At 69.4% G+C, this 12,041-nt stretch carries 11 protein-coding genes; 5 read left to right on the top strand and 6 right to left on the bottom strand.

Translation table 11 applies throughout. From position 1 onward, the window contains the following. Positions 1-83: 83 nt before the first annotated feature. Positions 84-1,949 carry a CocE/NonD family hydrolase gene (locus tag ACFT9I_RS25250; protein ID WP_382567710.1) on the bottom strand — a complete coding sequence of 622 codons (1,866 nt, stop codon included), beginning with the start codon at positions 1,947-1,949 and terminating at the stop codon, positions 84-86. Positions 1,950-2,386: 437 nt separating this feature from the next. Here ACFT9I_RS25250 and ACFT9I_RS25245 point away from each other — a divergent pair, with 437 nt between their 5' ends. Continuing rightward, the gene (locus ACFT9I_RS25245; protein ID WP_382567708.1) at positions 2,387-3,178 is read left to right on the top strand and encodes an alpha/beta fold hydrolase; all 792 of its coding nucleotides are present in this window, start codon (positions 2,387-2,389) and stop codon (positions 3,176-3,178) included. Between the two features lie 80 nt (positions 3,179-3,258). Here ACFT9I_RS25245 and ACFT9I_RS25240 read toward each other — a convergent pair whose 3' ends face one another. Continuing rightward, positions 3,259-3,939 (bottom strand): TetR/AcrR family transcriptional regulator, encoded by a 681-nt coding sequence (locus ACFT9I_RS25240; protein ID WP_382567706.1) that lies wholly within the window; start codon positions 3,937-3,939, stop codon positions 3,259-3,261. 152 nt (positions 3,940-4,091) lie between these two features. Between ACFT9I_RS25240 and ACFT9I_RS25235 the strand changes: the two genes are divergently transcribed. Continuing rightward, entirely contained in the window at positions 4,092-4,613 is a 522-nt protein-coding gene (locus ACFT9I_RS25235) for a hypothetical protein (protein ID WP_382567704.1), read from the top strand. 236 nt (positions 4,614-4,849) lie between these two features. Here the strand turns inward: ACFT9I_RS25235 and ACFT9I_RS25230 are convergent, their stop codons facing one another. From ACFT9I_RS25230 to ACFT9I_RS25220, 3 genes are all read right to left on the bottom strand, one after another. Then, positions 4,850-6,415 carry an oxygenase MpaB family protein gene (locus ACFT9I_RS25230; protein ID WP_382567702.1) on the bottom strand — a complete coding sequence of 522 codons (1,566 nt, stop codon included), beginning with the start codon at positions 6,413-6,415 and terminating at the stop codon, positions 4,850-4,852. Then, the gene (gene uppS / locus ACFT9I_RS25225; RefSeq protein ID WP_382567723.1) at positions 6,325-7,122 is read right to left on the bottom strand and encodes a polyprenyl diphosphate synthase; all 798 of its coding nucleotides are present in this window, start codon (positions 7,120-7,122) and stop codon (positions 6,325-6,327) included. Before uppS ends, ACFT9I_RS25230 begins: the two co-directional genes overlap by 91 nt. A gap of 303 nt (positions 7,123-7,425) precedes the next feature. Continuing rightward, positions 7,426-8,415, bottom strand: a complete 990-nt coding sequence (locus ACFT9I_RS25220; RefSeq protein ID WP_382567700.1) for a GlxA family transcriptional regulator — start codon at positions 8,413-8,415, stop codon at positions 7,426-7,428. A 124-nt stretch (positions 8,416-8,539) separates the two neighbouring features. Here ACFT9I_RS25220 and ACFT9I_RS25215 point away from each other — a divergent pair, with 124 nt between their 5' ends. The 3 genes from ACFT9I_RS25215 to ACFT9I_RS25205 all read left to right on the top strand — a co-directional run bounded on the left by ACFT9I_RS25215 (position 8,540) and on the right by ACFT9I_RS25205 (position 10,901). Next, entirely contained in the window at positions 8,540-9,424 is an 885-nt protein-coding gene (locus tag ACFT9I_RS25215; protein WP_382567698.1) for an NAD(P)-dependent oxidoreductase, read from the top strand. Between the two features lie 121 nt (positions 9,425-9,545). Continuing rightward, the gene (locus ACFT9I_RS25210; protein WP_382567697.1) at positions 9,546-9,728 is read left to right on the top strand and encodes a hypothetical protein; all 183 of its coding nucleotides are present in this window, start codon (positions 9,546-9,548) and stop codon (positions 9,726-9,728) included. A gap of 510 nt (positions 9,729-10,238) precedes the next feature. Continuing rightward, positions 10,239-10,901: an O-methyltransferase gene (locus tag ACFT9I_RS25205; RefSeq protein ID WP_382567721.1), complete on the top strand. Its 663-nt coding sequence runs from the start codon at positions 10,239-10,241 to the stop codon at positions 10,899-10,901. Here ACFT9I_RS25205 and ACFT9I_RS25200 read toward each other — a convergent pair. Next, positions 10,879-11,979 (bottom strand): HAD-IIIC family phosphatase, encoded by a 1,101-nt coding sequence (locus tag ACFT9I_RS25200; protein WP_382567695.1) that lies wholly within the window; start codon positions 11,977-11,979, stop codon positions 10,879-10,881. The two genes, ACFT9I_RS25205 and ACFT9I_RS25200, sit on opposite strands and share 23 nt — an antisense overlap. Between the last annotated feature and the right edge of the window lie 62 nt (positions 11,980-12,041).

Here is a 12,041-nt window from a genome sequence, read left to right as displayed (position 1 = left end):
CCCACCCCCGCGCCCGCCCGCGGGGCCCGGGCGGCGCCCCGCTGCTCGGGTGGGCACAGGGTCGGCGGACGCCGACCCGAGGATCAGTGGCGCCCGGTGGTGGGAACCGTGAACGACGCGGGGCCGGCCGGCAGGTCCACCGTGTACTGGCGCAGATAGGTGTCCAGGAACGGTGAGCGAGCCCCGGCGGTGGGGCGGTCGTCGGCCGGGCCGTCCAGGGCCAGTTCGAGCCGCGCGTTCTTGACCTTGATCGTCTCGCCGGAGGGCGTGTCGCGCCATGAACCGGTCTGGATGGAGCCGATTTCCACCGCCAGGACGTGTCCGGAGGCCAGAGTCCAGTCGGTCGCCTTGAGGTCGACCGTCAGCTTGCCCGTGTCCAGCAGGGAGACCTGCTCGTCGAACATGACGGCGGTGCCGTCCGGGGCCACGTCGTACAGCTTGACCATGACATTGCCCCCGCCCTTGGCGGTCAGGGAGACCTGTGGGGTGCCGGTGACACGCACGGCCCGCTTGACCGGCTTGGACCACACGAAGAAGCTCGACGTGATCTCACCGGCTTTCTGGCGCTTCGCCTGCCCCTCGGCCAGGCCCTTCGGCGCGGCCGGGTCGAGCGCGGGAGCGTTCTCCATGTCCCACTCGCCGGACGGCTGTTGGCGGGGCCCCGGCGTCGCCTCGCCGGACGGGGCCAGGCCCACGCGTGCGGAGGCACCGCCGTCGTCCACGTACGAGCCGTCGCCGAGCGGGAGGGTGACGGGCCGTTCCACGACGGGCCACGTCTTCTGGGCACGCCAGGTGCCGGTGGAGTCCTGGACCGAGTAGGCCGGGTAGTCGACCTTGGGTTTGATGCCCTTGAGGTACTGGTCGTAGAAGGAGAGTGTCTCCTCGTACCAGCCCTCGCGTCCCATGGCCAGGCGCCCGTCGCCGGTGACGTCACCGCCACGCACGTGGTCCCACTGGCCGAGCCATCCGCGCTCGGGGCCCTGGTGATTGCCGAGGTACTCCTGCATCTCCTCGGGCTTGGTGTTGTTCTCGATGAAGCCCTGCGTGACGAACAGCGGGGTGTCGGTGCGCTTGGCCATCCTGGCCAGGTCGCGGGAGGTCCAGTGCTTGTCCCGCTGGTCGGCTATTCGGTATCCGGCCGAGTTCTCCGTGAGGCACTCCGGGTGGGTCTCCTCCCACCGGGAGTTGGCCAGGTAGCGCGGGTCGTCGTCCGCCATCTGGTCAGTGGTGGCGATGGAGTTGTAGGCGTTGGCGGTGCCGGTGACGTTCGGGCGGGGCACACCGTTGGAGTAGATGTACTGGTACATGTCCCACACGGGCTCCTGGGCGACGACGGCCTTGAGCGCCCGCTGGTCCAGGTTGTTGCCGATGAGGCCGGTGACGGCGTCGTACGACTTGCCGTACATGCCGACCGCACCGGTGGACCACGGCTGCTTGGCCGCCCAGTCGACGGCGGCCTTGACGTCGGCCTGCTCGCCCGGTCCGCCCCAGTCGAGGCAGCCGGTGGAGCCGCCGAAGCCGCGCAGGTCCACCATGACGAAGGCGTATCCCTCGTCGAACAGGTCCGTGCCCTCGATGAAGTCCTGGAAGCGGTTCGAGGGACCGGTGTGCGTCCAGTCCTCGGGGCCGGTCTGCCCCGAGTGGCCGAAGTACGGGCCGATCGACAGGATGACGGGCACGCGCTTCTTCTTGGCCAGTGCCTCGGGGAGCAGGACGTCGGCGTGCAGTTCGGTGCCGGAGTCGTCGGAGGACGGGAAGTAGCTCTGCGTCCAGACGGAGCCCTCGGGGACGCGGTCGTTCTCCGCGTGCGTGACGGGGTCGGTCGCGGTGGCGACCACCGCACCCGCCCGATCCTGCGCCGCGGCCACGGGGCCGGTGAGCGTGCCGGTCAAGGCGAGAGCTGCGACGAGTGATGAGGCGGCCCAAGTGGTCGCGCGACGTCTTTTCACATGCGTCTCCCAGAGTCGTGGGTGCGGAGCGGTGCGGCTGTAGCGGCTGTAACGGTCGAGCAGTGGCCCTGACCTGCGGTGGAGGAGGCGACGGCAACTCCCCCGCACTCGCGGGGGAGTTACGTCATGGACATGGCCGAAACCGACGGCGAGGCAGCCTACGATCATCGGTAAATCACGTCAACGGGGCAGCGTGTGAGGTGGGGGCGAAGGTCTCCCGGATCGACGTCGTGGCTCCGCCGGCCGACGCCCACCCCCGCGACTCCCCACGCGCGGGAGAACGTTCCGTCTACCGGCCCGCGCTCGGCGGCCCGCACGCTGGATCGTCTGACCTGCGAAGACGGGCCGGACGGCAGACAATGGACGGTAAGGGACCGACAGGTGGTTCGCCCTGAGGTCATGGCTACCGGCGTGACACCCCAGAGAGGGGAAACCTGGTGAACAGTACGCGGCACACGACCCTCGCCGGCCTCGCCGCCGACATCCACGGCACCTCCGACGCCCGGCGGCCGATCATCCTGCTGCACGGCCTCTCCTACGACCGGAGGCAGTGGGGCCCGCTCATCGACGAGTTGGACGCCGTGGACCCCGGCCGCCGCGTGCTCGCCGTCGACCTGCCGGGCCACGGCGGCTCGGCCCGCCGCCCCTCCTACCACCTGGACGTCGTGGCCGAGCAGGTGCACGACGCCGCGACGGAGGCCGGGTTCGACACTCCCGTCGTGGTCGGACACTCCCTCGGCGGCGCCCTGGCCACGGTGTACGCGGCGGCCCACCCGGCCGCCGCCGTCGTCAACATCGATCAGCCGCCGCTGGCCGGACCGTTCAGGGACGTACTCCTCCGGGCAGAACCGGTCCTGCGGAGCCCCGCGTACGGGGAGGTCTGGGAGACGATGCTCCAGGGCATGGGGATCGACCTGCTCCCGCCGACGGCACGCGAACTGGTCGGCACGGCGACAACTCCCCGGCAGGACCTGCTCCTCGGGTACTGGGACGAGATACTCACCACGCCGGCGGAGGTCCTCACCGAGCGGCGGACGCGGGACATGGGCGCCCTCCGGGACCGCGGAATCGCCTATCACCATGTGAGCGGGGAGGAGCTGCCGCCCCCGTACCGCCAGTGGCTGGAGACGGTGCTGCCGGACGTCACCGTGACGGTGATCCCCGGCAGCGGGCATTTCCCGCACCTGGCGCGCCCGGCGGAGCTGGCGAAGATCCTCGCCGCGTACTGACCTACGCCCCGCGACTTACGCCGCCGACGGGCCGCCGCCGGCCGGTTCGCGCAGCCGGCGGTGTTCGAGGTGAGCCCCCGCTATCCGCCCGCCAGACGGCGTTCGAACCCGTCCAGGATCGCCGTGAGGCCGAAGGTGAAGCTGTCCTCGGGCGCCTGGCCGTACTCCGTTCCCGAGGCCGCCTTTTCGACGCGCGCCCGCAGTCGTGGGTACCGCATCGCGAACTCCCCTGCCCGCTCTACCGTTTCCGCCATCAGCACGTCCGGGTCGCCGCCGGCGCGGGCCAGGCGCCGGGACAGGGCGACGTTGGCCGACGCGCCCGCCGCACCGCCGAGCGCGAACATGAAAACGGTCGCGGCGGCCTGGTCGGCGTCGGAACCCACGAAGCCCGCCTTCTCGTACACGGCGAGCATGTGGTCGTCGTGCCGGGCCTTCGCCTCCCCGTACAGCAGATGACCGGCGATGGCCTGCACCAGCCAGGGGTGCCGGTTCATCATCGCGTTCAGGCCGGCCGCCATCCGGGTCGCGGCGGTGCGCCAGTGGAGGGCGTCCAGATCGGGCAGCTCGACCTCCCGCCAGACCTCGTCGACGGCGAGCCGTACCAGGTTGTCCTTGCTCTTCACATGCCAGTAGACGGCCGTGGCGGCGGAGTCGAGACGGCCGCCGAGGCTGCGCATGTTCAGCCCGTCGAGCCCTTCCGCGTCGAGGAGTTCGATGGCGGCCCGGACGATCTGCTCTGCGGTGAGTGTGTTGCGTGCCATGCGAGCGAGCGTACTTGAACTTAGTACAGGAAGTTCGCGAACCCGTCTTGCACTTAGTTCAACTACTGGGCTAACTTCCTCTTGCACTTAGTACAAGGACTCGGGGGGATGCCCTCGGGACCACCCAGAACCCACACCCGACGGAGTCCGCCATGACCGCCATCACCGCAGTCGTCCAGTTCCTGGTCGCCCTCGCGTTCGTGACCATTCCGATGGTCCGCAGTCGCTACGGCGCACAGGCACAGGCTGCCGCCGAGGCCGAGCTGACCCGACAGGGTGTGCGCACCACGGTGCTCGCCGACAACGGGATACGGTTCGACGCCGGCGGCCACGAGACGATCGCCCCGGTGACCCTGGCCCTGATGGCAGCCGTCCCGGCCTGCCTGACACTGACGGGCGGCGACTTGGGCGAGACGCTCTCCTGGTATCTGATGCCGCTGGTCCTCCTCGCCGACGTCGGCATCCTGTACAGCCAGTTGACCGCCGAGAAGTCCGTCACGGCCGCCTTCGCCAAGAAGGGCGACCCGGAACTGACCCGGATCGACGTCCGATCCCTGCTCGACACGGCGGAACGAGCCTTCCCGTCCTGGGTCTTCCCCCACCTGCAGAACGCCCGGCACGGGGTGGTGATGGGCGGCGCGGTGCTGACCCTGGTACTCCTCGCCCTCAACTGAGGACGCCGCGCTCCCCGCACGCGCGGGGATGATCCCTCCCGAACTTCTCGGCGAACGCCTCCGCCGCGCCGCGTACACGCTCCGCCGTCGGACGACGAACGATTCCCGTGGTCTCCATGACGACCGACCCTGGACAGCGGGCGCGAAGCGCGCCTGAGGCGCAGGACCTACTCCAGCGACCGATGAACCCGGCACAAGCCCCCGGTGGCACCGGCGTCGCCCGGTCGCGTACAGATCTATGCCTCGGTGAGCAGTGGGTCGTAGGCGGTTGAGCGCTGACGGCCCGCCATGAAGGAGAGGAAGTCGTTCAGGAACGCGCTGCGCGAGTACGTTCCCCCGGGGCTGTCCATGTCCCGCTGGAAGCCGGTGCGGAACAGGGCCCGGTACTCGTCCGCGTCGATGGTCTGGTTGCCGTCCTTGTCGGTCGCGTCGAAGAGCACTTCGGCGACTCGGATGAGGGCGGGGCCGGCGAGGGAGGGGACGGCGGCGGCATACTCCTGGGCGCTGACGCGGCCGTCGCCGTCGGCGTCGAGGGCCGTCTGGAGTTCCTTCCACCACTGGGCGTACGCGTCGTAGAGGCGGGTCTCCTGTGGTTCGTCCAGGTCGAGGCGGCCGGAGAGTTCCCGGGCCATGGCGGCGAGGTCGGGCCAGTCCAGATACCCGTCGCCGGTCTGGTCCAGCACCGCGTGGAAGAACTCCTCGGCGCTGCGCCGCGGCGCGGGCGCGCGGGTCGGTTCGGGCTGTGCGGGAAGGGGCGTGATGAGCCTGATGAAGGCGCCGGCCCGTTTCATCACGTCCCGCACCGTGGTGACGCTTCGCGCCCGGGGGTCGTCGCTGTCGGGTGAGAGGAAGAGCAGTCCTGCGATGCCTTCGGCCTGGATCCAGTTGTCGGGCAGGAAGCGTGCCAGACCGGCGGCCAGATAGGCGCTCTGCATGAGCGTCTGCGCTCCGGGGATCTCGGGCAGGCCCGCCTTCCGGCGGAACGGTTCGGGAAGGGAAGCCACGGTGATGGCGCCGATGACGGGTCCGGCCAGCGTACGGCCGGCGGCCCACACCGTAGGCAGTCCGTCCAGTACCGGCGGCGCGGGAAGGTGGTCGAAGAGCTTGTACAGGATGATGCGCAGGGCTTCGGTGTTCTCCAACTCCTCCTCGACCGTGCGGTCGAAGTAGGGCCAGAATTCGTTCAGGGTCGGCGGCAGATGTCCGGCCTGGTCGCCCATGGTGGCGAGGAAGGCCTGGAACTCGGTGTACAGCTTTTCCATGGTGGCCTGTTCGAGGGGCTGTCCGCCCAGGCGGCACATGGTCACCGCGCTTTCGAACAAGGTCGCCACCACCCAGGCCCGCACCCCGGGCTCCATCGCGTCATAGGGCCGGCTGCGGGCATCGGTGCCGTTCAGGCGCGCGTGCAGCCGGTTCAGGCGGGCCGCCTCCCGCTGCCGGGCGTGGTCGTCGGCGCAGAACATGCGCTGCATGCTCTGGAAGGTGTTGCGCAGCCGCCGCCAGGGATGCGCCACGAAGGTCGAGTTGTCCAGGAGGGCGGCGCCGATCTGCGGGTGCGCGGCCTCCAGCACGGTCGCCCGGATCATGGCCAGCGCCCAGCGCGGGTCGTTGAACAACGCGTTGAACTGCGACCCCGGACCGAACAGGGGATCCGCGGAGGGAATGTCGGAGGTGCCGGGGCCGGGGCTGGAGGTGGGGGCGGCGGTGTTGGTCACGGTGGGGATACTCCGTCTGCTTGGGGTGCCGGTTGGGGTGCCAGACCGCCGAAACGACGGCTGCGCTGCCGGTAGGTGTGCAGGCATTCCACGAAGTGCGCGGCTCTGAAGTCCGGCCAGAGCACCGGGGGGAAGATGAATTCGGCGTAGGCGACCTGCCAGAGCATGAAGTTGGAGATGCGCTGTTCCCCCGAGGTCCGGATGACCAGGTCCACGTCGGGGGTGTCGGGGTGGGGCAGGTGCGCGGCGAAGCTCTCCTCGCTCACCGCTTCGGCCGGCACCTGGTTGCGGATCAGGGAGCGTGCCGCTTCGACGATGTCCGAGCGGCCGCCATGATCGAACGCCACCGTCAGCGTCATGCCGCGATTCCTGCTCGTCAGCGTCGTCAGATCGGCGAAGTCCCGGGCCAGTTCGGCGGGGATCTGAGAGTCGGTGACGCCGAGGAACCGGCAGCGGATCCCCCGGGCCTGCAGCAGTGGGGCATGCTTGCGCACCACGCGGCGCACCAGCCGCATGAGGTAATCGACCTCGCTGCCCGGCCGCTGCCAGTTCTCGGTGGAGAACGCGTACAGACTCAGCCACTGAACCCCGGCGGCCCGCGCGGCCTCGATGACATCGATCACCGTCGCCTCCGCGGCACGGTGACCCGATGTCCTCGGCAACGACCGGAGCGCGGCCCACCGGCCGTTGCCGTCCATCACACAGGCGACGTGCCGTGGAACCGGCGCCCGGGAGTCCGCGCCTCCCGGGCTGTGGGCGGCGGGGCCGACGGGCGCAAAGGCACTGGGGGCCATGGCTCGTTCAACCTTCACGCGGACTCCTCACCTGCCTCCACGAACACCACCGGCCTGAAGATCGGCGGCCACACCTCTGGGATGTGTGCGGTGCAGGTGTCAGACACCCGGATCGACAAGGAACAGCGTGCCGGGACCCGTCGGCCGGCAGAGCACGATCACTCGACATTCATCCCAACGTGGGCCATGCCGCACAGACGAACGACAAGCACCCGCTGATGCGGTCCTGGAGACCCGTGTCGTGGGTGTCGTGGGTGTCCTGGATGTCGTGGGTGTCGTGGGTGTAGTGGGTGTCGTGGCCCGCTACGTCCGAGGGAAGGCCCGCCGGTAGTCGCTCGGCGACACCCCGATCTGCTTGAGGAAGTGGTGGCGGAGGTTGTTCGCCGTGCCGAGGCCGCTCAGTTCTCCGATCCTGGCGATCGGCAGGTCCGTCGATTCCAGCAGGCCCTGGGCCCGTCGCAGACGCTGGTTGAGGAGCCACTGCAGCGGAGTCGTCCCGGTGGCCGCCTGGAGTCGCCGGTAGAAGGTGCGCGGGCTCACCGCGGCCTGCTGCGCCAGGTCCTCGACCGTCAGCGGTCGGTCGAGGTGCGCCCGCGCCCAGTCCAGTACGGGCCCCAGGCCCCTGTCGTCGGTGGCGGGCATGGGCAGGTCGATGAACTGCGCCTGGCCGCCGGGACGGTGGGCGGGGACCACCATGCGGCGCGCCAGCTGGTTGCCGACGTGCGGGCCGAGGTCGCGGCGTACGAGATGGAGGCAGAGGTCGAGTCCGGCGGTCAGGCCGGCGCTGGTGAGTACGTCGCCGTCGTCCACGTACAACACCGAGTCGTCGACGTGCACCTTCGGGTAGCGCGCGGCCAGTTGGGCGGTGTGCATCCAGTGGGCCGTGGCGCGGCGGCCGTCGAGGATGCCGGCCTCGGCGAGTGCGAAGGCGCCGGTGCACAGGGAGACCATGCGGGCGCCGGCGTCGTGGGCAAGGCGCAGGGCCGTGATCAGTTCCGGAGACAGTGGTCTGTTCTCGTCGACGCAGGCATCGGGTACCGAGGGCACGATGACCGTGTCGGCGCCGGCGATGTCGGAGAGGCCGTAGCGGGTGTTCAGGGACAGTCCGGTGCCGATCGCGGGAGTGTTCTGATCGGGCTCCTGGGCGCCGCACAGGCGCAGTTCGTACCAGGGGTCCGCCAGGTCGGGCTGCGGCTTTCCGAAGACGGTGCAGGGGATGCTCAGTTCGTACAGGCTCCAGGAGGGGACCCCGATCCCCTCGGTCACGACCACGGCGACAGAACCAGCGCTCATGCCTGTCAGCGTATGGCAGCAATTTGGTGGTCGCCGTCACCGGTGTCACTGTTCCCGGTCGCCGCGTGCTGCGAGCGTGGTGCGTACGTGATCAACCACGTACGTACAGAAAGGGAGTTGGGACATGGATTTCGATCGTTCGGCTGTGACCGTCGTCGGACTGGGCGCGATGGGTTCGGCGCTGGCCACCGTGTTGCTGGAGCGGGGCCACGCGACCACTGTGTGGAACCGTTCGGCGCACAAAGCGCAGCCGCTGGTCGACCGGGGCGCCAAGCTGGCCGCGACGCCCGAGGAGGCGGTCGCGGCGAGCCCGCTGATCATCGCCTGCGTACTGGACCACGAGGCGCTGCACGCCGCCCTGGACCCCGCCGCGGGCTCCTTGGCGGGCAAGGCCCTGGTCAACCTCACCTCCGGTTCCCCGGAGCAGGCCCACGAAGCCGAGGTATGGGCCCGCTCGCACGGCGCCGACTACCTCGACGGCGCGATCATGACCACCCCGCCGGGGGTCGGCAGCCCCGAGATGATGTTCCTCTACAGCGGGTCGCGGACCGTCTTCGAAGCCCATCGTCCGACGCTGGCGTCCCTGGGCGACCCTCTGCACCTGGGCACCGACCCGGGCCTGGCCTCCCTCTACGATGCCGCCCTGCTCGGCCTGATGTGGTCCGCCATGACCGGGTGGCTGCACGGCACCGCGCTGGTCGGCGCGGAGAAGACGGAGGCCACGGCCTTCACCCCTGTCGCGATTCGCTGGCTGAGCGCCGTGGCCGGTTTCCTGACCACCTACGCCTCCCAGGTCGACGCCGGCCACTACCCGGGCGACGACGCCACCGTCGACGTACAGATCGCGGCCATCGACCATCTCCTGCACGCCTCGGCGGCCCGCGGTATCGACAATGCCCTGCCCGAACTCCTCAAGGCCACCATGGAACGGACCCGGGCGGCTGGCCACGGCTCCGACAGCTACGCGAGCGTGATCGAAGTCCTGAAGAACCCGGCGGACGCCGAATGACCGTGGCACCGGCAGTGGCCGCTTCACGGTCGGTCAGCCAGAGGGCGGAGTGATCAGTGACCGATGAGCGGATCCGGCGTTGATCACCGCGATTCACCTCGTCCCCTGAAAGGAGCCAGCGATGCGTCATCGCTTCGCCGCCCTCGTATGCGCAACGGTCGCCCTGGCCGCCGCGTACGCCGTCCCGGCCCAGGCAGCGGCCAACCACTCCCCGGTGCCCCCCGCCGCTGAGTCCCTCCTCAAGGACGGGCTCACGATCGAGGGCCCTCTGATCAACAACCTCGACCTGCAGCAACTGCTGTAACGAGAGCGAAAAGCCCGGCTGGGGCGCCCCAGCCGGGCCTCGTGTGTCTGTGGAAGCGCGCCCGTCCGAGCGCTCGCGCGGCGTTTCGGTGACGGGCCGAATCAGGCAAGGGCTCAGAAGGTGAGGCCGCCACCAAGGTCGATACCGATGGCGGAGGCGGGCGCGGCAAGGGCGGTGACGAGGGCGAAGGCCCCGACCAGGACAGTGGCGATCCGACGGCGCATGGAGCTGCCTTTCTCTTCAGGAACTCGGAGTGAGCGCTGCCAGTCTGAAGATCACGGACGCCGAATTCCGTGAGAACCACGCCGGAAACACCTGAATGCATGGTTGAGGGGCGCATACACCTAGCGAGTCCCTGTCCGGAACGTGTCGATGTCCTCGCCGGACCCAGCTCGCGGAAGGGCCGTCCCGGTCCGTCCACGAGCTGGGTCCGGACACCCGGCAGAGCCCGCACTCCAGTGCGACAATGCGTTATTGAAACTCGCCGGAAGCTCACCTACCATTTTCCGTATGGCGAATCAGACTGCGGCCGGAACGGAACTTCTCACATACGTGCGGGAGTTCTCGCTCAGGGAAGATGACATTCTGCGCGAGCTGCGCCAGTTGACCGCGGAACTGCCCGGTGGGGAAGCGATGCAGGTCATGGCCGAGGAAGGGCAGTTCCTCGCGTTTCTCGTGGCGGCGACCGGTGTTACGGACGTGCTGGAGATCGGCACCTTCACCGGCTACAGCACCCTGTGCATGGCTCGCGCGCTTCCGGCGCACGGGAAATTGGTCACCTGTGACATCACTGAGCGGTGGCCCGACATCGGTGCCGACTATTGGCGGCGGGCCGGTGTTTCCGAGCGGATCGACGTGCGCGTCGGGGTGGCGACCGAAACTCTTGAGCAAATGCTCACCGACGGTTCTTCGAATAGTTTCGGTCTCGTTTTCATCGATGCCGACAAGGCGAATTATCCGCGTTATTACGAGCTGGCTCTGCGGCTCGTACGGCCGGGCGGGCTGGTGGTCGTGGACAACACGCTGTTCTTCGGACGGGTCATCGACCCGGCCGCCGACGACGCGGACACCGTCGGTGTCCGTGAGGTCAATGCCAGGATCCGGGACGACCGGCGGGTCGACGTCTCCATGCTCCCGATGGCCGACGGCATCACGCTGGTCCGCCGGAGGTGAGGTCCGGAGCGATGAGCCGGGCCGTCGTGGGGGCGTCGCGTCGCGTGGCGACCAGGTGCAGCAGTTGGACGTCCTCGCCGGAAATCCCCGAGAGCGGGCCCCGGCAGTCGCAGGGCCGGTCGTCGAAGCCGGCGAACCGGTAGGCGACCTCCATCATCCGGTTGCGGTCGGTGGGGCGGAAGTCCGCCAGCAGATGGACACCGGCGCGGGCGGCCTGGTCGGCCAGCCAGTTCAGGATGATCGTGCCGGCGCCGAACGCCACCACACGGCACGAGGTCGCGAGCAACTTGAGGTGCCACGCCTTCGGGTGCTTCTCCAGCAGCAGCACGCCCACGGCACCGTGCGATCCGAAGCGGTCGGTGAGTGTCGTGACCAGGACCTCATGGCCGGGGTGGGCGAGGAGCGCGCGCAGTGCCTCGTCCGGGTAGTGCACGCCGGTCGCGTTCATCTGGCTGGTGCGCAGGGTCAGTTCCTCGACCCGCGACAGCTCGTCCTCCGTGGCCCGCCCGATGCGCATCACCATGTCCAGGGAGCGGAGGAAGTCCTCGTCGGAGCCGGTGAACCGGGTCTGCTCGGCCGTACGCCGGAAGCCTGCCTGGTACATCTTCCGGCGCTGACGCGCGTCGACGGTCACCGACCTCGGGCTGAACTCGGGCAGGTCGAGCAGCGTCTTGGCGTCCTCCGCCGGGTAGCAGCGCACGTCCGGCAGATGGAAGGCGACCTCGGCCCGCTCGGCCGGCTGGTCGTCGATGAAGGCGAGGGTGCCGGGGTCGAAGTTCAGCCGCTCGGCGATCCGGCGTACGGCGTCCGACTTGCGGCCCCAGCCGATCTCCGGCACGACGAAGTAGTCGGCGACGCCGAGCGCCGCCAACTGGGCCCAGGCGAGGTCGTGGTCGTTGCGGCTGGACACCGACTGGAGTACGCCCCGCGCGTCCAGGCCGACGATCACCTCGCGGATCGCCGCGGGGAGGTCGACGTTCTCGTCCTCCAGCAACGTGCCGTGCCAGAGCGTGTTGTCGAGGTCCCAGACCAGGCACTTCACGGTCGTGGGCGGGACCGTCGGGGTGGTGTCGCCCATGTTCATCTCCCTGTGTCGACGTGACGGCGTGTCGATGTAACGGCGTGTCGGTGTAACGGCGA

This window comes from Streptomyces sp. NPDC057137 (assembly GCF_042670825.1).
GTDB lineage: Bacteria > Actinomycetota > Actinomycetes > Streptomycetales > Streptomycetaceae > Streptomyces.
The sequence above is the reverse complement of the archived record's forward strand: the minus strand, read 5'-3'. Positions and strand labels throughout refer to the sequence as shown.